Origin of the sequence: Rhizobium anhuiense bv. trifolii (assembly GCF_024346605.1) — a bacterium.
Classification (GTDB): Bacteria; Pseudomonadota; Alphaproteobacteria; order Rhizobiales; family Rhizobiaceae; genus Rhizobium; species Rhizobium anhuiense.
This window is the reverse complement of record NZ_CP098803.1, coordinates 3,344,010-3,364,134: the sequence shown is the minus strand read 5'-3', so window position 1 is coordinate 3,364,134 and position 20,125 is coordinate 3,344,010. Positions and strand designations below refer to the sequence as shown.

Genomic DNA, 20,125 nt, shown 5'->3' with positions numbered 1-20,125 from the left:
CGCGATGTGGATGTCGGGTTGCCGTCATCGGGTGACCGCTGCCGCGTCATCTCTTCGGTGCTTCGAAGAGTTCGATCGGGTTTCCGGCCGGGTCTTCGAGGAGGATTTGCTTGCCGCCCATGCCCTGCACGATCTCGTTGCGAAAACGCGCGCCGGCCTGGCGCAGCGTGGCGACTTCGGCTTCCAGATCCGCGACTTCGATCTGGATGCGATTCCATCCGCCGGGCTCGGGCTTTCGTCCGTCTGGCATCGCCTGAGACGCTCCGCCCGGTCCCGTTACGCCGCTGACGAGCAGACGAAAGCCGTCCCTGGTGAGGATGGCGAAGCTGGGCGCGGGATGAAGCGCGATCGAGAAGCCGAGATGTCTCGTGTAAAATTCCAACGCGACGTCGACGTCGTCGACGATATAGCGCACGCTGATGCCGGGCATGATTTCCTCCACTGTCTCTAGAGCGATCCCGCACGACAGTCCCGACGGCGCCAAGCGCTCGTTCGGAGGCAGGGACACGCTGCATTATTTGAATCTGCGCCCAATTCTTCCGAAAATCGAATCCGATCTTTTGGCGCTATGCAGCGATTGTGCCGTGTCGGGTAAAACGGCTCTTCGTCATAGTGTATAAGACTAACCTAAAATATTAGCCGCAACCCACAGCCATCGGATTCTATTACGAAAATTTAATTTATATTTCAGTTTCGGTTCATCTTTTCAGCCCTAGTTTGTTCCCGTGCCAACACGAGGAACCCGACATGAAAAAGATTCTTGCAGCTCTTCTTTCCGCCTCCTTTCTTCTGTCTCCGATGATTGTCTCCCAGGCCAGTGCTGACGATTATCGCCGTCCGCCTGTCGTGCAGAAGCGGGTGATCGTTGAGAAGAAGGTCATCCGGCCGCATTGGAAAAAGGGATACCGCGTCAATGCCAGCGAGCGTCGCCGGTTCTCCGATGTCAACGACTACCGCCGCTATCGGCTGGCGCCTCCGCCGCGCGGTTATCGCTGGGTCCGCGCTGACAATGACTACCTGTTGATCAGCGTCACCAGCGGCATCATCTCCAGCATCATTACCGTCCGTTGATCGCAGATGGATGAGGAAAGAGGACGGATTTGGCTGCCCTCTTTCCAACTGAGGGCAATGAGTATCGATAGGTATCCTCGTTCTCTCCGTCAGTCCTGCGACAGGCGCAGGTGAGGGAGGGGTTGCTCTCGCCGGTGATCGGTTAATCCTGCCGGCGCAAAGGCATTACCCGGTCAGCGATGATGCCGAGAAATCCCTTCGGTTTGCGGGTTTCAGTCTCAGGGTCCGGTGGATACGTCAGCGGATGAAGTCCTTCGATTGTTGGCAAGGGATCGCATTCCTGGCAGATGCAGCGGTAGGATTTGATCGCCGTCGCTTTCATGCTGCCTGCCGGCTCCAACTGGCGAAGGGATCAGGCAGTTTGCGCCAGCGTTCCGGTGCAAACACCGTGGTGTCGACCAGACAGGCGTCGAGTTCCTTCCTGATCCAGGCTTCGTCCATCGGATCGGCGCCGATGAAAACGATTTCCTGGCGGCGGTCGCCCCAGACCGGGTCGAGATAGGGGCCGATGGCGCGCATGAAGCCTGGCTCTTCGGGCCATTGTTCGCGGGGTACGGCCGCCCACCACAGACCCATTTTGCCGGTACGAACGATCGCGCCCGCCTGGCTGATCTCGCCGACATGATGCGGCCGGGTCGCCAGCCAGAAGAAGCCCTTGGCGCGCACCACGCCCGGCCAGCTTCTGTCGAGGAAGGCTTGCAGCTTTGCCGGATGGAAGGGCCGTTTTTCGCGATAGACGAAGGAGCGGATGCCGTATTCCTCGGTCTCCGGCACGTGATCGCGGAAGCCGTGCAGCTCCTTGTACCAGAGTGGATGGGTCTCGGCCTTGTCGATGTCGAAGCGGCCGGTGCCGAGCATTTCGTTCAGCGCCACCCTGCCGAAATCCGCCTCGATCAGCTTGGCATCGGGGTTGAGGCCGGTGACGATCTTGCGGGCGGCGTCGCGCTCTTCCTCGCTGGCCGTGCCGACCTTGTTCAGCACCACGACATCGGCGAATTCGATCTGCTCGACCAGCAGGTCGACGATGGTCCTGTTGTCGCCGTCACCCGCCGTTTCGCCGCGGTCGGCGAGGAAATCGGCTGAGGCATAATCGGCAAGCAGGTTGGCGGCGTCGACGACGGTCACCATGGTGTCGAGCCTTGCGACGTCGGAAAGGCTTTGGCCGTTCTCATCTCGAAATTCGAAGGTGGTGGCGACGGGCAGGGGCTCGGCAATGCCGGTGGATTCAATCAGGAGGTAATCGAAGCGGCCCTGGTCGGCGAGCTGGCGCACCTCGTTCAACAGGTCGTCGCGCAGTGTGCAGCAGATGCAGCCGTTGGTCATTTCGACAAGCTGCTCCTCGGTGCGGGAGAGATTGGCGCCGCCGTCGCGCACCAGCGCCGCGTCGATATTCACCTCGCTCATGTCGTTGACGATGACGGCGACGCGCAAACCTTCGCGATTGGCGAGCACATGGTTGAGCAGCGTCGTCTTGCCGGCGCCGAGGAAGCCTGAAAGCACGGTGACGGGAAGTCTATTGTCCATGGGAACCTCATCGAATTATTAATGTTATATCATTACATGGATTGCGCTGAAAAAAGGCGGAACGGGGGTGTCCGCCTTCTTCCGCTTCAGCTTTCTCCAAAACGTCGCGTGTCCGGCAGGACGCGCAGCGCGGCGCATGACAATCATGCGCCGGAGAGGCAGCCCTTAATGCTGTTGGCGATGCCGCGCATGAGGGTGAAGTAGAGATCGGGGCCGGCCTTCAGCGTCGCCGCTTCGGGGTCGAGCACGCCTGATTTGGCGTGCGTGCCTTCGATGACCACATCGACGAGGCGCGGTTCGAACTGCGGCTCGGCAAAGACGCAGGTGGCGCCGAGTTGCCCGACCTTGCTGTGGATTTCCGAAACACGCTCGGCGCCGGGAATGGTTTCCGGGCTGACGGTGATCGAGCCGGCGACCCGGATGCCGTAGCGATGCTCGAAATACTGGTAGGCATCGTGGAAGACGATGAAGGGCTTGTCCTTGACGGGAGCGACAATGCCCTTGATCTCGGTATCCAACGCATCCAGCTTGTCGTCGAGAGCCTTGGCGTTGCCCTGATAGGTCAGCGCATTGGCGGGATCGGCGGCGACCAGCGTCGTGGTGATCATGGCGGCCATCGCCTTGGCATTCATCGGGTCGAGCCAGAGATGGGTGTCGAAGGCGCCGTGGTCGTGGTGATCGTCGGCAGCATGCGTGGCTTCGGCATCGTGATGTTCGTGACCGGAGGCAGTGTCGTGCTCGTCGCCGTCATCGTGCGCTTCAAAGGCGCCGCCCTCGCGGAAGGGGAGTTTGACGAGGCCGGGCGCTTCATCGAGTGCAGCGATGCTGGCATCCCGGCCGAGCGCCTGCAGTGGCTTTTCGAGAAAGGCCTCGAGGCCGGGACCGACCCAGAAAATCACCTTGGCGTCCTGCAAAGCGCGGGCATTCGACGGCTTCAGACTGTAGGTGTGCGGGGAGGCGGCGCCGTCGACGATCAGTTCCGGTTCGCCGACGCCCTGCATGATCGCCGAAACCAGCGAATGGATCGGCTTGATCGAGGTGACGACGACAGGCGCATCGGCGGCCCGCATCGTTCCGGCAAAGAGCAAGGCGGGGATTGCGACGCCCATGATTGCGAGAGCCGGTATTTTGAAGGCCAAGACTTTGAGAAATGGCCCCAGGGCACGTTGCATCAGTGTGCTTCCCTTGAATTACAATTGTTATGTTATTACATCAATTGCGTTATGCTATAACGTGTGCAATAGCAGGACGCAACAGCACTTTCGGAAAATTTGATGCTCTCTCCCGCAAAGACCCTCGGTAGTGTCAGGGCCGAACCGCTGGTTTCGCTTGAAAATGTCGGCGTTCTCCGCAATGGCCGCTGGCTGGTGCGCGGCGTCGATTTTTCCGTCTCGCGCGGCGAGATCGTTACCCTGATCGGGCCGAACGGCTCCGGCAAATCGACGAGCGCCAAAGCGGCAATCGGCGTGCTGAAGCCCGACGAGGGCAGGGTGGAGCGCAAGGCCGGCCTCAAGGTCGGCTATGTCCCGCAGAAGCTGTCGATCGACTGGACCCTGCCGCTTTCGGTGCGTCGGCTGATGACGCTGACCGGCCCGCTGCCCGAGCGCGACATGCTCTCGGCGCTCGAATCCGCCGGCATCGCCCATATGCTCGATGCCGAAGTGCAGCATCTTTCCGGCGGCGAATTCCAGCGGGCGCTGATGGCACGCGCCATTGCCCGCAAGCCGGATCTGCTGGTGCTCGACGAGCCGGTGCAGGGGGTCGATTTCTCCGGCGAGATCGCCCTCTACGATCTCATCAAATCGATCCGCAACGCCAGCGGCTGCGGCATTCTGCTGATCTCGCACGATCTCCACGTCGTCATGGCCGAGACCGACACCGTCATCTGCCTCAATGGTCATGTGTGCTGCCGCGGCACGCCCGAATCCGTCAGCCGCAGCCCGGAATATGTGCGCCTGTTCGGCAGCCGGGCGGCGCAGACGCTGGCCGTCTACAGCCATCATCACGATCATACGCATCTGCCGGATGGGCGCGTGCAGCATGCGGACGGCACGGTCACCGATCATTGCCACGCCGATGACGGGCATCACGCGCATGACGGCGGCCATGCGCACGACCACGGGCATGACGGGCATGACCATGGGCATGCCGGTGATGGCCACACGCATCCGCACGCCCATGAGCATGCGGCGGGAGATCGCCATGCTTGACGATTTCTTCGTGCGCGCCATCCTTGCCGGCGTCGGGCTGGCGCTGACGACGGGGCCGCTCGGCTGCTTCATCATCTGGCGGCGCATGGCCTATTTCGGCGATACGATCGCCCATTCGGCGCTGCTGGGCGTCGCATTGTCGCTGCTCTTCGAACTCAATCTGACACTGGCCGTGTTTGCCGTCGCCGCCCTCGTATCGGTGCTGCTGCTGTTCCTGCAGAAGCGCCAGGCGCTGTCGGCCGATGCGCTGCTCGGCATCCTCTCGCATGCGACCCTTGCGATCGGCCTCGTCATGGTCGCCTTCATGAGCTGGGTGCGGATCGATCTCATCGCTTTCCTGTTCGGCGATATCCTTGCCGTTTCCACGACCGACATCGCGCTGATCTGGGGCGGTGGGCTCTTCGTTCTCGTGGCAATGGCCTGGCTGTGGCGGCCGCTGCTGGCGGCGACCGTCAATGCCGAGCTCGCCGAGGCCGAGGGGCTGAAGCCGGAGCGGGCGCGGCTGTTCTTCATGCTGCTGATGGCCGTCGTCATCGCGATTGCCATGAAGATCGTCGGCATCATGCTGATCACCTCGCTGCTGATCATTCCGGCGGCTGCGGCGCGGCGCTTCTCGTCGACGCCTGAGGTCATGGCGGTGCTCGCCTCGCTGATCGGGGCCATCGCCGTCGTCGGCGGGCTGTTCGGTTCGCTCACCTACGACACGCCCTCCGGCCCCTCGATCGTGGTTGCGGCGCTGATCCTCTTCATGCTCAGCCTGCTTCCCCTCAGGCGCCATCGCGCGGTCATGCAAGGACAAGGCTCATGACGACACCGCAATTGACCAAGAACCAGTCGCTTGTTTTCGATGTGCTCGAAAAGGCCGATGGGCCGCTCAGCGCCTACACCATTCTCGACAAGCTGCGCGATCACGGTTTTCGCGCGCCGCTGCAGGTCTACCGGGCGCTGGAGAAGCTGCTCGAATATGGCGTCGTGCACCGGCTTGAAAGCATCAACTCCTTCGTCGCCTGCGCCCATCCCGGCGACGACTGCCACAGCCACGGCATCGTCGCCTTCGCGATCTGCGAAAGCTGCGGCCAGGTGATGGAGTTCCACGACCATGAAGTCGACCATCGGCTGATGGCCTGGGTGCGCGGCCAGAAGTTCAAGCCGGAAAAGACGACGATCGAGATCCGCGGATTGTGCGAGGCCTGTGCGGCCTGATTGGAGCGGGTTGCGGCCGTTTCCCGATGCGCCACGTCTGGTGAGAACGCCACCCACCTCATTCCTGCAACACAGGAGCAATCGCGTGACGAAAACCGACCTCTCCGACCGCTACCGCGATTACATTGCCTGCCTGAACAGCCAGGACTGGCAGAAGCTAGGGCAATTCGTCGACGACGGCGCGATCCATAACGGCCGGCGGCTTGGGCTGTCGGGTTACGTCGCCATGCTCGAGCGGGATTTCGATGAGATTCCCGATCTCCATTTCAATGTCCTGATGCTGATCGCCGACCCGCCTTACGTCGCTTGCCGGTTGGGCTTCGACTGCACGCCGAAGGGAAAATTCCTCGACCTCGAGGTCAACGGTAGGCGCGTTGCCTTCAGCGAGAACGTGATCTACGAATTTCGCCACGGAAAGATCGTCGAGGTCTGGTCGGTGATCGACAAGGTGGCAATCGAAGCTCAGCTTCGAGGCGAGAGGTGATTGCACGGTCTTGCGGTTTGCCGACCTTGGTGGGTTCTGACGGAACGGTGGCGGAGATGGGTTGATCGCGTCGACCATAAAATTCTTCTGCAGGTGGCAAATTGGCGAAACGAACCGGCCGTTTCCCGGGATGAAAACGGCGCGGTCTTCGGGCCAGTCAGAAAGAGATATCGAGCCCTGACCGAGAAACACCAGGGGACATTGACGTCGCCGCCAGCTCGAGCAAGGGCAAAATCGGTGGCAGGTTGCGGTAAATTCGACGAAGAATTGTGTGCCCGACGGGCAGCTCCGCGAGCGTTTGGTGTAAGAATCGGAAACACTTTGTGACTAAGTGTCTCCAAAAGCAGCGTTTTTCGACTTGCTGCGCGCGACGACATGACGGATATTGTTTAAACGTTGAGGAAGCCGTCATGATCAGAATGATTGAAAACCCTGCCGAGCTGGCGGGCGAAGATATCACCGGCAAATATATTCTCCGGAAGCTGAACTATCATTGGTTCGCTTACGGCAAGGCAGCTATCGTGACCGCTTGCAAGGGAACGATCCTGCATCTCGAACGGGAAGAGACGGTCTATTCCGAGCGCTGGGGTCGCCGCGCCTATACGGGCAGCGGCAAACGTTATCCCGGCGGCATCTGTCCCATTTCGGCGGTCGCTTGCGTCTGCGATACACCTGACGACGTCAATGCCGTCATCCAACTGGATGTCGAAGCGCAGGACGAATTCTATCAATTGATCGCCAAGGCCGAAGCCAGGGTTCAGGCTCTTGCCTCTTCCTCACGGAACAGCCAGTTTCTCGAAGCCGCCGAATAAGGCACTCTTCCGCGAAATCGGGCTGGGCCGTCATTTCGAGGCGTCGGGGATCGATGCGAGGTCTCCACTGGAGTGGCTACGGCAGCTATTGGCCCGGCTGCGATTAGTCGATGCCGGCAATACCCGACCAGACTCTATATAGCACTTCGGAATCCCGAAATTGGTTGCGGCATTGAAATCATTGGCTGTTTCTCTCCGTCCACACCTCACGAAACGCCGCGAATTTCGGAATCCCGAAGCGGCGTTTTTCTTGATTGGATTGCCAATGGCAACAACTCTGTGGCGCGTCACCCGATCTGCTTGAGATCGCGGGCGAAGCGTTGCCAGTTGGCGACGTAGTTTTCCGCCGAGCGGCGGATGGCTCCGATTGCCGCTTCGTCGAGCGTGCGCAGGACGCGGGCGGGTGCTCCGACGATCAGGGAGTTGTCTGGGAATTCCTTGCCTTCGGTGACCAGTGCATTGGCGCCGACGAGGCAGTTGTTGCCGATTTTCGCACCGTTGAGGATGGTGGCGCCCATGCCGACCAGCGCGTTGTCGCCGATGGTGCAGCCGTGGAGAATGGCGTGATGGCCGATGGTGCAGCCTTTGCCGATCGTCAGCGGGAAGCCCATGTCCGTATGGGCCATCACGCCCTCCTGGATGTTGCTGCCTTCGCCGACGGTGATCTTCTCGTTGTCGCCGCGCAGCACTGCGCCGAACCAGATGCCGACATTCTCGCCGAGCTCGATTCGGCCGATGATGTTGGCATCCGGTGCGATCCAATAGAGGCCGGCGGCGGGCAGTTTCGGCGTCGATCCGCCGAGCGCATAGACGGGCATGACTCTCTCCTCAGACGACCTCGACCGATAGGGTGGCGATACCGTCGATGCCGCAATAGATATGATCGCCCCTGGCGACTGCGCCGACGCCGGCGGGCGTGCCGGTCATGATGATATCGCCGGGCGCCAAGGTGAAAAGCTTCGACAATTCGGCGATGATCTCCGGCACCTTCCAGATCATCTGGTTGAGATCACCGTCCTGAACGCGTTTGCCGTTCTGTTCCAGCCAGATCTTTGCCTGCGTGGGGTGGCCGAGGCGACTGGCCGGAACGATCGACGAAACGGGGGCGGAATGTTCGAAAGCCTTGCCGACTTCCCAGGGACGGCCGAGCTTCTTTGCCTCGCCCTGCAGATCGCGGCGGGTGAAATCGATGCCGACGGCATAGCCGTAGATGCAGTCGAGCGCATCCGCGGCCTGAATGTTCGCGCCGCCGGATTTCAGCGCCAGCACACATTCGACCTCGTAATGCACGTCTGATGACAGCGACGGATAGGGAAAGGCGTGGCCCGCCGGCAGCAGGTTGTCGGCATTCTTCTGGAAGAAGAAGGGTGGCTCGCGGCTGGGATCATGGCCCATCTCGATCGCATGGTCGGCATAGTTGCGCCCGACGCAATAGACGCGGCGCACCGGAAAACGCTCGGCGCTGCCGTCCACCGGCAGTAGTACCGGTGCGGGACGCGGAATGACGGTGGCGGGATGGGGCATGGGCGGGCTCTTCCTGTTTTCGACTCTTGCGCCATCTTAGACGGAAAACGTCGCGCCGGGAAAGCATCCCTGGCGCCCGGATCGGGTGCATTGACGCCGTCACGGTCGCGGGTTAACCTTGGCCATGAGCAGGATTTTTGCAGTTTCGACCAAGTCTACGACCACCGCGCCGCGGTGGGTGGTGGACGCGTGAACTGAATTCCGTTCATCGCTGCTGAGACCAACCCGCCGGAAACGAGCGGGTTTTTTGTTCCCGCCCGTGTCCCGCATTCGAGGACGAGATCGTGGACGATATCCAGAAACATATTCTCGCGGAGCGGGCGCTGGCCGCTGCCCGCCGCTGTGTCGCCAGCCGCTTTGCCGGGGCTGCTTTCACCTATGTGGCGGGTTCCATCATGCGCGGCGAAGGGACTGCGTTTTCCGATATCGATCTGGTCGTCGTCTTCCCGTCGCTGGAAAGAGCCTGGCGGGAATCGTTCACTGAGGACGGCTTCCCGGTCGAGGCCTTCGTCCACGATGCGCAGACGCTAGCGCATTATCTTCATCGGGATGCTGACAGCGGCTATCCGATCATGGTCAACATGGTGATGACAGGCTGCATTTTGGGACCGGATATCGACAGCGCCCGCCTCATCCAGGCAAAGGCGGCGGATATTCTGGCGGCAGGGCCCAAGCCTCTTGCCGGGGCAGACTATGACATGCTGCGCTATCAGGTCACCGATCTGGCCGATGACCTGCGCGGCGCCCGCCCGCCCGAAGAGGTCGCCGCTATCGCCGCACTGCTCTACCAGAAGCTCGCCGATCTGATCCTGCTCGGGCGCGGCGCATGGAGCGGCCGCGGCAAGTGGGCGCCGCGTGTCCTGAAGACGCTCGATGCGCAACTGGCGGCCGAATTCGACGCGGCGTTCAGGCTGGCGGGGCAGGGCGACGGCGCCCGGTTGCTGGCCCTTGCCGACCGCGAGCTCGCCCCGCATGGCGGCCGCTATTTCGACGGGTACCGGCAGAACGCGCCGCTGGAAGCGCGCCGCCTGGAATAATTTGGTATCGGTCACGTTGCCGCATTTTGAAAATTGGATGAAAGATGTTTGAGAATGAGTTCAAAGGTGTCTTGCAGTCTGCCGTGAGGCGCACCGCCAGATTGCTTCTCAGACCTCCGGTGGAAGGGGATGCCGATTTCCTGATCCGGCTTTTTTCGCGGCCGGAACTGGTCGCACACCGACCGGTGCCCCGGCCTGATACGCCGGAGGAAAGTGCTGCGCGGCTCGCGCGCGATATCGGGCATTGGAAAGATCACGGGTTCGGGCGTTGGGCTGTTGAGTCAGACGGCGCGCTGATAGGGTTCGGCGGCGTCACTGTTTCCACGGAATTCGATGGCCTCAACCTTTCATATCATCTGCAACCTGAAAGCTGGGGCCATGGCTATGCCACGGAATTGGTCAGGGAATCCCTGACATTTGCATTCGACGATCTGCAGGCCGATCGCGTGATCGGATTGGTTCGCACCGCCAACACCACGTCAAGACGCATTCTCGAAAAATGTGGCTTCGCCTTCGAGTGCGAGGTGATGTTGCACGGCGCGCCGACCAACATGTACGCCTTCGGCAGTTTCCGGACTTAAGCGGCAAGCGCCGATCGCATCCGCACAAGCGTTCACGCTCGCGAGGTCATCCAGACACCCACCATTGTCACCGCCAATCCGACGAACATCGTTGCCGTCAGCGGCTCGGAAAACAGGGCCCAGGCCCATAACATGGTGACGGGTGGGCTGAGGTAGATTGCGGCGCTGACCTGCGCCACCGGGAAAAGTCGAAGACTGGTGTAATAGACCGAATAGGCGGTAAAGGTTGCGATCAGCACGAGCCATGTCATGCCGATGGCGAAATCGATGGTCATCGGCGGGATCATATTGCCCTGCATGAAGGCGCAGAACGAAAACAAGGCCGAGCCGGTCAGGGTCTGGATGCAAAGGCTCTGATGGACAGGCATGTGCTCGTCGCGCCGCCGTCTGTAGAGAACCGAGGCGAGGGCGAAAATCAGCATCGAGCCGGCCGTCAGCCCATAGGCCCAGAGCGGGGCCTGGCCGAAGCTCAGGCTTTCGAGCGAAACGAGCAGAACGCCCACCACGGCGATCGTCGTCCCCAGCCATTGCCGCAATGTCAGCCGTTCGCCCAGGAGCGGTTGCGACAGGCACGCAATCGCCAGCGGCAAGAGGTCGGAAATCAGTGCGACCAGTCCCGTCGGCACGCGCTGCTCGATGGCGAGAGCGAATCCACCGAGATAGAGGAAGACCGACATCACGCCGAACAGCATTTGCCCCAGCACACTGCGCAGATGCATCCTTGGCCCGATGGTCAGCGCGAAGGGCAGCAGTATCAGTCCCGACAGAAGGGTGCGCCAGAACAAGACCAGAATGACGCTTGCCCCCTCGCTGGCGTAGCGGATGCCGACGAAACCGGAACTCCAACTGATCACCAGAAGTGCCGCGAGCACGGGCCAGAGGAGAGGGTGTCGTCGCGGCTCGGGCCGGACGATTGATTGATCTGTCATGGCATACTCATTTCGATAACGTTCTGCTCTGACATAGGTCAGGCCAGGTGTCATCGCACATGACAAATTTCGATCGTGACATGACAAGACGCTCGCTTTATCGATGGCGACTTGTCAGGCCGACCAGCTCCATGCATAGATTTTGCGACACAGTGAGCAGAGGGCGCCGCCGTGACCGAACTCAACAGCCGACGATTGGAAATAGACGCGTTGCGGGTCCTGTGGTCCGTTCGCCGTCATGGTGGAGTCACCCGCGCCGCCGAGGCGCTCGGTCTGTCGCAATCGGCCGTCAGCCATAAGATCAAGCGGCTCGAGGTCAGCCTCGATTGCGATTTGCTCAGCCGCAAATCAGGCTCGGCCATGTTCACCGCCGCCGGAGAGGACTTGCTGGATTATGCCGAACGTATCCTTGGCCTTCATGACGAAGCGCTTCTCAGCCTGACGAAAACGCCGCTCGCCGGGCGCATCGCGCTGGGGCTGACCGAGGACACGACCTGCACGGACCTTGCCCGCATATTGGGCCGGTTTCGTCGTCTCCATCCTGATGTCGCGGTGCGCACCAAGGTCAGAATGAGTCTGGTTCTCAGGGGGATGCTGGAGCGGGGCGAGCTCGATGCTGCGATCGTGCAGATCTTTGCCCACGAGGTTCGCCCGACCGATATCGTCCTTTTCCGGGAGCAGCTCTACTGGGTGAAGCATGCGCACTTGCCTCTGCCGCCGAGTGGTCCCATTCCATTCCTGTCTTTTGACGACGAATGCTTCTATCGCCAATGGGCGCTTGATATCGGGCAGGACGGCGACACGCTGCTCGAGACGGTGTTCGAATGCGCCAGCGCCGCCGGAATCGTCTCGGCGGTCACATCCGCCCTGGGTGTGGCGCTTCTGAACGGGCGCCACCTGCGCCCCGAGATGAATATCATCACCAACCGCCTGCCCACACCTCCCGCCCTGGCCTATGTGGTGCGCCGCGCCCGAAAGGCGCGAAATCCGGCGCTCGATACGCTGGTCGCCGAAATCGAGAATGAAGTCAGCCGTTACGGCGGCCTGACTTTGGCGAGCTGACGGGTCGGGACATGCCCAGCGCATCGACCCGAAAATCGGAATCGATTTTCGGAAAGCACGATGCGAGGATTGAAAGTGCTAGAGCGTCCTTTCTGCGTCCGAAAGGGCACGCGGCGCGCTAGCCGAGAGCGCTTTGCGCGGCGCATATCCTGTCGATCAGGGCATCAAGTTCACCTTTTGGCGGACGGCTTTTGGCCAGGCGCTGTTTGAGGTGCATGATCGGCTCAGCCAGGATTTCATCCAGGCTCTCGGCACAGGTGAAGTCACCCGCCACGCGCTTGACCTTCGAATTGTCGAAGATGGCCGTCCAGGCCTTGTCGCCGACCAGCGGGCCTCTCCAATCCGGATTGTACCTGATCAGGGTGTCGGTCGGTACGTGGACGATCTTGGCTTCTACGCCCAGCAATCTTGCAATCGTCTTCTGGATATCGTCCCAGATGTGGGCGCGATCGGAGGTGATGTGGAAAATCTCGCCGAGCGCTGCTTTCTTGCCGAAAAGCCCGACGAAAGGCACTGCGAAATCGACGGAGCGGGTCAGTGTCCAGGGCGTGTGGCCATCGCCCGCCACGATGGTGGGTTCGCCGTCCAGCATGCGTCTCGCCATGACGTCGCTATCGCTCATCATGATCGGCAGGCCGGTGCGAACGGTGTGGCTGGGGCGGATGATCGTCCAGGCCAGATTGCTGGACTTCTTGAGCAATTCCTCGCAGGCGATCTTGGCCTGGCTGTAGGGCCAGTAGGGATTGATCGCCGGCGTCTCCTCGGTGATCACGTAGTGACGCGGCGGCTTTTCATAGACCGAGGCCGAAGAGATGAAAATATACTGACCGCAATTGCCCGCAAACAGCTCGATGTCGCGCGCCACCTGATCGGGCGTGAAGGCGATGAATTGGCAGACGACATCATAATTGGCCCTGGCGAGATCCGCATAGGCGGTCGACCCAAGTTCACCGACGATCGAGGTCACCCCCGCAGGCAATGGGTCGCTTCTCAAGCCGCGATTAAAGACGCTGACATGATGGCCCTCAGCAACGGCGCGGTCGACGCAGGGATAGGAAATCTGGCCGGTGCCGCCAATGAAAAGAACTTTCAAAGCCATGAGTGACCTCGGGGTCTATGGGCGGGATCTGGTGATCACCCTTCATAGCGCGAAAGAACGTAATCGTCTCCCGCAAATCTCGTGCACCGAAGATTGCGCCGCGAGCGGGGTCGCGTTGAGCCGAAAGCCGTCACTGATCGCCTGCCGTACAAGTGGCCATCATTCCCCACCATCGCCCACCAGCGCATCCCGCACGATCGCGTAGTAGGCGGCAAGCTCGGGGATATCAGCGGCCAGCCTGTCGAAGGCGGGGTCGGCTGGCGCAAGTGTGCCGGCATATTTCGTCTCGATGAAAGCCTGGTGGGCGGCAAGCGCTTCAGCATCGGCTTTGTGCACGACGGTATAGACCGGTGAGGGCACGGTGCGGCCCTTGACGATGATGCGGTCGAGTTCGACGACGGTGTAGGTATCGGCGACCAGCCTGGCGGTTTCCTCGCCGAGCAACAGGGCGACGCCATAATTCTTCGAGGCGCCTTCGAGGCGGGAGGCGAGGTTGACGCTGTCGCCGAGGCAGGAGTAGTCGAAGCGGCGGGTCGAGCCCATATTGCCGACGATGCATTCACCGGTGTTGATGCCGACGCCCATCTTCAGCACATGCGGCTTGTCGCCGCGTATCGCCGCCTCCCGCTCCAGCTGGCTGTTCAGCCTCGATATCGCCGCCTGCATGGCAAGCGAGGCGCGCACCGCATGGAGCGCGTGGTCGGGATCGTCGAGTGGCGCGTTCCAGAAGGCCATGATGCAATCGCCCATATATTTGTCGATCGTGCCGCCGTGATCCATCACCACGTCGGAGAGCGGCGTCAGCAGCCGGTTGATCAGGCCGGTCAGTTGCTCCGGATCGTCCTTCAGCGTCTCGGCGATGGTGGTGAACCCCCGCACATCGGAAAACAGCACCGAGAGCGTGCGCCGCTCGCCGCCGAGCTTCAGCTGCGAGGGATCGTTCGACAGGCGGCGGACCAGATCGGGCGAGATATATTGGGCGAAGGCGCGAATGATCTGCCGCTTGTTGCGGCGCTCCTCGGCATAATCGAAGGCCGCCTGGCCGAAGGCGACCGAGACATAGGCGACGACTGGGCCGAGCGGCGAGACGAAGACATGGGCAAAGCGCATGCCGGCAAAACTCGCTGCCGCGAAGGCGATGAGTGCGGCGGCGCTGGCGACGATCGTCAGCAATCCCGTCGAACGCCAGACGGTGGCGGCGGCCAGCAGCACCGAGATCAGTATGCAGGCGGCGACCAGCGGCAGACGAGCCTCCGCGATCGACAGGCCACGGCGGATATTGTCGTAGATCGTCGCCTGGATCTCGACGCCGGAGACGAGCTTGCCGGTATGAACGGTATAGGGCGAGGCAAAGGCATCGACGCCGCCCTTTTCGATCTCGGGCGCATTCTGCAGGCTGAGGCCGACGAGCACGACGCGGTCCTTGAAATAACCCGGCGGCAGCAGATTCTCGGGGTCGAGCGCCTGGTAGTAGGAGACCGTCGGATAGGAGCGGGCCGGGCCAAAGGACTGGATGAGCCGGCCGGAGGGCAAGGCTATGTTTGCTGCTCCCGCCGCCTTCATCAGCATGGCTGCAAAACCGTCCTCATAGCCTGGAATGCGCCGGAACGTGCCGTCACCGCTGAGATCGATGGAGGCGATGCCGGTCACCGCACCTGCTTCGGTCAGCTGCGGCAGCGGCGTGGCGCGGATCAGCTGCGAGGCCTGCGGCGTTTCGATCAGCGTTTCATCGCCGGCGAGCACGACATCGGGACCGACGGCCCCGGTGATTGCCGCATCATTGTCGGGGTTCGACGGTTCGGCCATGATGATGTCGAGGCCGATGACACGGGCGCCGGCCGCGCGCAGCTGCCTGATGAGTTCGGCATGCAGGCTGCGCGGCCAGGGCCACTGCGCATTGATATCGGCAAGCGATGGCTCGTCGATGGCGACGATCACGGGTCCGCCTTGCGGCGGGCGCGGATCGTCGACGGTCGAGAGATAGTCGAAGCTTCTGAGCTCGAGCAGCGACCAGGCGGGCAGGCGCGACAAGAGCGAGATGGCGACCAGCGTTGCAAGCGCCAGCACCAGCAGCCTGAGATGACGGCTTTCGGTTTGCCGGCTGGCGGGTCCGACCTGCCGAGGCTTGTCCTGCGCCTGCATCAGAAGCGGACTTTGAGCGTGCCCTTGAAGGCGCGGCCCCAGCCGGGTACGCCGGGCGTCAGCTCGAAATCCTCGTCGAGCAGGTTGTAGGCGGCCGCCTCCAGCGCGATGCGCTTGTCCAGGGGTTCCCAGATCAGATGGGCGTCGAGGCTCCAATAGTCGTCGAGCTTGGTGCCGAGATCGTCGCCGTCGCGTTCGCCGATATAGTTGGCCGCCACCGTCGCCTTGACCTTGGCCTCATTGACCCAGGTCAGGGCGATCTGGCCGGAATTTTTCGGAATGAATGGAAGCGAGCCGCCGTAATTCGGCTCCAGCGGGTCCTTGTTCTCCGACTCCATGTAGGCATAGGTGGCGGACAGGCCGAAGCCATAGCCGAGGGCGACGTTGGCGGTGACGGCGGCGCGGTCGATGCTGCCGCGCGACAGCGGCAGGCTGTCGGCTGCCGGAAGCGAGATCAACGGAAAATCGATCGAGAAATCATGCAGTTCCTGGTGCTGGTATTCGACCGAGGTGAAGAAGCGGTCGGTCCACTCTGCATCCCATTGCAGCGCCACCGTATCGCTATAACCTTCGATGCCGACCGAAAACTGGTTCGGCTGCAGGCCGAGGATGCCGACCGGGGCAAGGGTCGGAACGCCGGTGTCGACGCTCTGGCGCATGAAGGCGGCGCGCAGCCAATGGTTCTGGACGGGCGCCCAGGCAAGGCCGAAGCGCGGCTCCAGCCGGCTGACATCGACGCCGTCACCCGACATGCGGGTGCCGAACAGCGCATATTCGCCCTTCAGATCAGGCGTGATCTCGTGCAGCACGTCGACATAGGCGCGGGCAATGTCGACGCGGTTGTCGGCCTCCGTGGGGCCGAGCGTCGTGCCGTCGAGGAAGCCCGGAACGATATCCTCGATGTGGAGGAAGCTGCTGTTGTGGGCATCGATCCAGCCGCCCTCGATGCCATAGCGGAAGGTCATGGGTCCCGCGCCGATATCGTGGTTGAGGGCGGCGACATAGGTCTTCGAGCTCTGGTCCTGGCTGATCTGTCCGAAAGGATGGATATCGGTGCCGGGACCGCCAAGGAACGGCACCGTCTCCCAATCGAACGCTAGTTCGTCGGTGGTCTTCGTTCGCGTGCCGGAATAGAGCAGCGCTGCATTCAGCACGTTTTCATAGCCAAATGTGTGGCTCCAGCCGATGCCGGCATTGGTCGTCGTGATGATGTCGCGCCGGGTCTGATAAAGCGGCAATTCGTCGGGTGCCAGAGGGAAGCCGAGCAGGGGAATGAACAGGCCGTCGTTCAGAATGGTCGACAGCTGGGAATTGCTGCTCAATGTGTCGAGGTCGAAATCGCGTTTGGCGCCATTGAAGTAGGCGACGACGCGGTCATCCGGGGTGATCGTCGCTGTGAGATAACCGTTGCCGCTGAGGATCTTGTTGTCGGTGGAGAAGCCGCCGAAATCCGTATAGTCACTGTCGCGGGCGATCTCCTCCCAGTTCAGGTTGCCGTAGAAGCTGAGCGGGATGGTTTCGTTGGAGAAGCCCTGGATTTCGGCCTCGCCGATGCGCCTGGTATGGCCGTCGACGCTGTTGATGCCGCCGCCGAGCGAACCTTCGATGAAGGGAGTGCGCAGAAGCGTGGCCGAGCGCGAACGGCCCGACAGCATATGCGGATCGAGCAGCAGGCCCTGGAAGAGCGAGGAGAAGCTCGACGTGTTGAGGCGGTACTGGCTGATATTGTCGTCGCCGAAATCCGTCGCATTGCTGAAGGGAAAGATGCTGCCCTTGATCGACTGGTCGGTATAGCCGCTGCCTTCGAAGGGACTGAAGACCGCATCGCCATAATAGCGGCCCCAAGCGTCCAGGCCCTGGAGGCGGAAGGCGTTGTTCAGGGTCGAGCCGGCGTCCTGGTTGGCGCCGAGCGCGCTGTAATCGCCGCCGCGCGCCCTTGAGCGGCGGAGAAACTCCTGGGCGTTGCGGATCGCGCCGTCGGCGTCGTAATCGTCGATATCGACCGCAGTGCGGAAGGAAGAGATGACGGGATCGTTCTTGTCGAGCCTGTCGGCATTGTCGACCGCTTGCTCGGAGGGGAGACGGTCGCCCTTTTCGTAGTGGGCGGCGGCAAGCATCAGCTGCGACTGCGAATGCGCCGGATTGGCGGTGCTGGCCGCCAGCAAGTCCGCCAGCGCCTTGTCGCGCTCGCCGGTCTGCAGGTAGTAGCGGCCGCGGGCGAGGAGAGCGATGTCGTAGGACGGATCGACGGCGAGCGCTGTGTCGATCTCGCGCTTGGCATCCTTCATCCTGGATTGGTCCAGGTACAGAATGGCAAGATTGCCGTGGGGAACCGGGTCCTGCGGATCGAGCGCGATCGCCTTCAGGAAGGCCGCCTCGGCCTCGCCATTGGCATCGCGGGCATTCTGCAGCAGGCCCATCGAGTTCAACGATCCCGATGCCCCGGGCGCAAGCTCGATGGCGCGGTTCAGGTCGGCCAGGGCGCCGTCGATATCGCTTTCATAGCTCGCCTTGTAGGAGGCGCGCGCGGCAAGGGCGATCGGATGGTTGGGATCGAGCGAGAGGGCGCGGTTCACGGCCTCCTGCATCTGGGCGCGGTCATCGATCAGCTGCGCCAGTTGGGCGCGGATTGCGGGTAGGGTGGGATCGTCGGGAAAACGCTTCTCTGCTTGGCTGATCACATCGAGAGCGGCGCGCGGGTTTTCCAGAAAGCCGGCGGTGTAGGCCTTCATGATCGCGCCATAGGGACCGACGGCAGCCGACGGCGGTTTTTCGACATGGGCGGGATCGGCAAGCGAGCGGGCGAAGTAAGCGCCATACTGCGCCATGTTCCGGCGGTTGGCGTCGAGATGCGGCAGTGCCGTCGCAAACAGCCTTGCGGCTTCGTCGTAACGTTTTTCGGAGCCGGCGATCGTGGCATCGATCAGGTCGACGCGCGCCTTCTGGGCGGTCGTCAGCTTGCGGCCCCGAACCTGCTGAAGCGTCTCTGCGGCGACCTGCCGGCCGTCGAAGGCGCTCTGCACTTCGGCAAGCTCCAGCCAGTCCTCGGTTGTGCGACGCTCCGGCGGCAATGCCAGCAGCCGGCGGCGCTCGTCGGCCATGCGGCCTGCCGGCAGCGGCGAGGTCGGCATCAGGCCGAAGCCGTCTCGCAGGTTCAGGTAAAACAGCATCTGCTCGCGATCGTCGGGCGTGACGATAACGAGCTTACGCGGCGCTTGACCGATGGTGGCGACGGCGCCTTCACCTTCGCTCACTTCGACGCTGCCCTGTGGGTTGCTGAGCGCGACGCGGCCTTCGAGCACGATCATCGAGGTCTTGTCGCCCTCGACCGTCATGGTCCAATCGGTGCCGCGGATGGCGGCTGCGGCCGCCGGCGTTTCCACCGTCAGGCCTTGGCCGCCGCGCTCGGCGCGCGCCCAGATCGTTCCTGATTGCAGCTCCAGCGTCGTGTCGCCGCTTGCGGCCATCTTCTTGACCTGTAGCGAGGAATTGCGGCCGAGGCGAACCTGGGTGTGATCGGAAAAGACGATGGCGAGCTGGCCGTTGGCATTGGTGCGCAGCACGTCGCCAGTCAGCAGATCCTGATGGATGTCGACGACGCGCCAGTTCGACACGTCGATGAAGCGGACCTCCTCGCCGGTCTTGCGGGCGATGACGGATCCGGCGACCGGTGTTGCACGTTGCACCGGGTCGGCCGCCGCCGGGGAAAAGCCCGGCACGACAAGCGCAAGCGCCACCCCGGCGCGACAGATGTTTTTCCAGCGACCCAGCATGACCCCAACCCCAAACCCCACTTCCCCTTTGTCCATGTAGAAAAGAAAAGTCAAGCGCGTTGCACACGTGTTCTTGAATTCGCTGTGAAGTGTAATATCAGGGAAACACTTTTTGGGTGGAGTATTCAGGTGAGCGAATTCGAGAGTGCAACTGAACTTATGCCAAGCGAACCGTCGACAGGTGACATTGGCGCCGGTTATTTCGACCACATCAAGAAAATCAATGATATATTCTATGATCAGATCAAGATCTCCGATCAGAAGGCTGCCTATATCTTTACTTTCATGCTGGCCTTCCTGGTGAGCTCTAGCGAGGTGAGGGCAGTCTTCAGCCCGGCCCGCTACGCGAACGGGGCGCCAGGGAGCATGTTGTTCTCGGGCCTGCTTGCTGCCGCTTCGGTCTTTTCCATCCTGTCGGCGATCCTCGTCGTGCTGCCGCGCCGTTTGGACAGCTCGACCTCGCTGTTCTGGGGCGCATGGCACAACCACCGCGATCTGTTCTTCGAGGCGGCACTGCGGCGAGACGAACGCTATCTTTTCGACCAATATCTCGAAAACGCCAACATCCTCTCGGCCATCGCCCGCAGCAAATACCGCTGCGTTACCTTCGCGTTCCGCGGGCTGATGGTGAGTGTGATCGCCTATGTGCTGCTGTTGGTGGCGGTGTGAGCGCA

General features: G+C 61.9%; 20 protein-coding genes. 10 read left to right on the top strand and 10 right to left on the bottom strand.

All coding sequences use genetic code 11. From position 1 onward, the window contains the following. Positions 1-46 precede the first annotated feature (46 nt). Positions 47-430, bottom strand: coding sequence for a VOC family protein (locus tag NE851_RS25355; RefSeq protein ID WP_047611743.1), 384 nt, complete (start codon positions 428-430; stop codon positions 47-49). 317 nt (positions 431-747) lie between these two features. Between NE851_RS25355 and NE851_RS25350 the strand changes: the two genes are divergently transcribed. Next, the gene (locus tag NE851_RS25350; RefSeq protein WP_063474658.1) at positions 748-1,071 is read left to right on the top strand and encodes an RcnB family protein; all 324 of its coding nucleotides are present in this window, start codon (positions 748-750) and stop codon (positions 1,069-1,071) included. A gap of 142 nt (positions 1,072-1,213) precedes the next feature. Here the strand turns inward: NE851_RS25350 and NE851_RS25345 are convergent, their stop codons facing one another. The 3 genes from NE851_RS25345 to NE851_RS25335 all read right to left on the bottom strand — a co-directional run bounded on the left by NE851_RS25345 (position 1,214) and on the right by NE851_RS25335 (position 3,767). Beyond that, the gene (locus NE851_RS25345; protein ID WP_063474659.1) at positions 1,214-1,393 is read right to left on the bottom strand and encodes a hypothetical protein; all 180 of its coding nucleotides are present in this window, start codon (positions 1,391-1,393) and stop codon (positions 1,214-1,216) included. Further along, entirely contained in the window at positions 1,390-2,595 is a 1,206-nt protein-coding gene (gene zigA / locus NE851_RS25340; protein ID WP_063474660.1) for a zinc metallochaperone GTPase ZigA, read from the bottom strand. Before zigA ends, NE851_RS25345 begins: the two co-directional genes overlap by 4 nt. 143 nt (positions 2,596-2,738) lie before the next feature. After that, complete coding sequence (locus NE851_RS25335) at positions 2,739-3,767, bottom strand: zinc ABC transporter substrate-binding protein (RefSeq protein ID WP_063474661.1); 1,029 nt, start codon at positions 3,765-3,767, stop codon at positions 2,739-2,741. Between the two features lie 102 nt (positions 3,768-3,869). On the opposite strand from NE851_RS25335, the gene NE851_RS25330 reads away from it, so the two are divergent. The 5 genes from NE851_RS25330 to NE851_RS25310 all read left to right on the top strand — a co-directional run bounded on the left by NE851_RS25330 (position 3,870) and on the right by NE851_RS25310 (position 7,304). Continuing rightward, entirely contained in the window at positions 3,870-4,805 is a 936-nt protein-coding gene (locus NE851_RS25330; RefSeq protein WP_063474662.1) for an ATP-binding cassette domain-containing protein, read from the top strand. Continuing rightward, positions 4,798-5,613, top strand: coding sequence for a zinc ABC transporter permease subunit ZnuB (gene znuB, locus NE851_RS25325; RefSeq protein ID WP_063474663.1), 816 nt, complete (start codon positions 4,798-4,800; stop codon positions 5,611-5,613). Before NE851_RS25330 ends, znuB begins: the two co-directional genes overlap by 8 nt. Then, entirely contained in the window at positions 5,610-6,008 is a 399-nt protein-coding gene (locus tag NE851_RS25320) for a Fur family transcriptional regulator (RefSeq protein ID WP_047610731.1), read from the top strand. Before znuB ends, NE851_RS25320 begins: the two co-directional genes overlap by 4 nt. 85 nt (positions 6,009-6,093) lie before the next feature. Continuing rightward, the gene (locus NE851_RS25315) at positions 6,094-6,492 is read left to right on the top strand and encodes an ester cyclase (protein WP_047610729.1); all 399 of its coding nucleotides are present in this window, start codon (positions 6,094-6,096) and stop codon (positions 6,490-6,492) included. A gap of 410 nt (positions 6,493-6,902) precedes the next feature. Next, positions 6,903-7,304: a hypothetical protein gene (locus NE851_RS25310; RefSeq protein WP_047610727.1), complete on the top strand. Its 402-nt coding sequence runs from the start codon at positions 6,903-6,905 to the stop codon at positions 7,302-7,304. Between the two features lie 287 nt (positions 7,305-7,591). Here NE851_RS25310 and NE851_RS25305 read toward each other — a convergent pair whose 3' ends face one another. Beyond that, the gene (locus NE851_RS25305; protein WP_097542206.1) at positions 7,592-8,122 is read right to left on the bottom strand and encodes a gamma carbonic anhydrase family protein; all 531 of its coding nucleotides are present in this window, start codon (positions 8,120-8,122) and stop codon (positions 7,592-7,594) included. A gap of 10 nt (positions 8,123-8,132) precedes the next feature. Next, positions 8,133-8,828: a fumarylacetoacetate hydrolase family protein gene (locus NE851_RS25300; RefSeq protein WP_097542207.1), complete on the bottom strand. Its 696-nt coding sequence runs from the start codon at positions 8,826-8,828 to the stop codon at positions 8,133-8,135. 284 nt (positions 8,829-9,112) lie between these two features. Between NE851_RS25300 and NE851_RS25295 the strand changes: the two genes are divergently transcribed. Together NE851_RS25295 and NE851_RS25290 are read left to right on the top strand one after the other, a co-directional pair. Further along, positions 9,113-9,865 (top strand): nucleotidyltransferase domain-containing protein, encoded by a 753-nt coding sequence (locus NE851_RS25295; protein ID WP_047610721.1) that lies wholly within the window; start codon positions 9,113-9,115, stop codon positions 9,863-9,865. A 44-nt stretch (positions 9,866-9,909) separates the two neighbouring features. Beyond that, positions 9,910-10,446, top strand: coding sequence for a GNAT family N-acetyltransferase (locus NE851_RS25290; RefSeq protein ID WP_097542208.1), 537 nt, complete (start codon positions 9,910-9,912; stop codon positions 10,444-10,446). A 32-nt stretch (positions 10,447-10,478) separates the two neighbouring features. Here NE851_RS25290 and NE851_RS25285 read toward each other — a convergent pair whose 3' ends face one another. After that, positions 10,479-11,375 (bottom strand): DMT family transporter, encoded by an 897-nt coding sequence (locus NE851_RS25285; RefSeq protein WP_063474668.1) that lies wholly within the window; start codon positions 11,373-11,375, stop codon positions 10,479-10,481. Positions 11,376-11,546: 171 nt separating this feature from the next. On the opposite strand from NE851_RS25285, the gene NE851_RS25280 reads away from it, so the two are divergent. Continuing rightward, positions 11,547-12,437 (top strand): LysR family transcriptional regulator, encoded by an 891-nt coding sequence (locus NE851_RS25280; protein ID WP_127430239.1) that lies wholly within the window; start codon positions 11,547-11,549, stop codon positions 12,435-12,437. 118 nt (positions 12,438-12,555) lie between these two features. Here the strand turns inward: NE851_RS25280 and NE851_RS25275 are convergent, their stop codons facing one another. The 3 genes from NE851_RS25275 to NE851_RS25265 form a co-directional block, all read right to left on the bottom strand. Further along, positions 12,556-13,536 (bottom strand): SDR family oxidoreductase, encoded by a 981-nt coding sequence (locus NE851_RS25275; RefSeq protein WP_254958549.1) that lies wholly within the window; start codon positions 13,534-13,536, stop codon positions 12,556-12,558. 159 nt (positions 13,537-13,695) lie between these two features. Continuing rightward, positions 13,696-15,678 carry an adenylate/guanylate cyclase domain-containing protein gene (locus tag NE851_RS25270; protein ID WP_127430240.1) on the bottom strand — a complete coding sequence of 661 codons (1,983 nt, stop codon included), beginning with the start codon at positions 15,676-15,678 and terminating at the stop codon, positions 13,696-13,698. Beyond that, the gene (locus NE851_RS25265; RefSeq protein ID WP_127430241.1) at positions 15,678-19,451 is read right to left on the bottom strand and encodes a FecR domain-containing protein; all 3,774 of its coding nucleotides are present in this window, start codon (positions 19,449-19,451) and stop codon (positions 15,678-15,680) included. Before NE851_RS25265 ends, NE851_RS25270 begins: the two co-directional genes overlap by 1 nt. A 129-nt stretch (positions 19,452-19,580) precedes the next feature. Between NE851_RS25265 and NE851_RS25260 the strand changes: the two genes are divergently transcribed. After that, positions 19,581-20,120 (top strand): Pycsar system effector family protein, encoded by a 540-nt coding sequence (locus NE851_RS25260; RefSeq protein ID WP_047610710.1) that lies wholly within the window; start codon positions 19,581-19,583, stop codon positions 20,118-20,120. Positions 20,121-20,125: the final 5 nt, after the last annotated feature.

Coding starts and splice junctions, on each gene's coding strand:
- NE851_RS25285 (WP_063474668.1), bottom strand. CDS start 11,375: ATGACAGATCAATCAATCGTCCGGCCCGAGCCGCGACGACACCCTCTC.
- NE851_RS25305 (WP_097542206.1), bottom strand. CDS start 8,122: ATGCCCGTCTATGCGCTCGGCGGATCGACGCCGAAACTGCCCGCCGCC.
- NE851_RS25345 (WP_063474659.1), bottom strand. CDS start 1,393: ATGAAAGCGACGGCGATCAAATCCTACCGCTGCATCTGCCAGGAATGC.
- NE851_RS25275 (WP_254958549.1), bottom strand. CDS start 13,536: ATGGCTTTGAAAGTTCTTTTCATTGGCGGCACCGGCCAGATTTCCTAT.
- NE851_RS25270 (WP_127430240.1), bottom strand. CDS start 15,678: ATGCAGGCGCAGGACAAGCCTCGGCAGGTCGGACCCGCCAGCCGGCAA.
- NE851_RS25310 (WP_047610727.1), top strand. CDS start 6,903: ATGATCAGAATGATTGAAAACCCTGCCGAGCTGGCGGGCGAAGATATC.
- NE851_RS25265 (WP_127430241.1), bottom strand. CDS start 19,451: ATGCTGGGTCGCTGGAAAAACATCTGTCGCGCCGGGGTGGCGCTTGCG.
- NE851_RS25350 (WP_063474658.1), top strand. CDS start 748: ATGAAAAAGATTCTTGCAGCTCTTCTTTCCGCCTCCTTTCTTCTGTCT.
- NE851_RS25330 (WP_063474662.1), top strand. CDS start 3,870: ATGCTCTCTCCCGCAAAGACCCTCGGTAGTGTCAGGGCCGAACCGCTG.
- zigA (WP_063474660.1), bottom strand. CDS start 2,595: ATGGACAATAGACTTCCCGTCACCGTGCTTTCAGGCTTCCTCGGCGCC.
- NE851_RS25355 (WP_047611743.1), bottom strand. CDS start 430: ATGCCCGGCATCAGCGTGCGCTATATCGTCGACGACGTCGACGTCGCG.
- NE851_RS25335 (WP_063474661.1), bottom strand. CDS start 3,767: ATGCAACGTGCCCTGGGGCCATTTCTCAAAGTCTTGGCCTTCAAAATA.
- znuB (WP_063474663.1), top strand. CDS start 4,798: ATGCTTGACGATTTCTTCGTGCGCGCCATCCTTGCCGGCGTCGGGCTG.
- NE851_RS25290 (WP_097542208.1), top strand. CDS start 9,910: ATGTTTGAGAATGAGTTCAAAGGTGTCTTGCAGTCTGCCGTGAGGCGC.
- NE851_RS25320 (WP_047610731.1), top strand. CDS start 5,610: ATGACGACACCGCAATTGACCAAGAACCAGTCGCTTGTTTTCGATGTG.
- NE851_RS25300 (WP_097542207.1), bottom strand. CDS start 8,828: ATGCCCCATCCCGCCACCGTCATTCCGCGTCCCGCACCGGTACTACTG.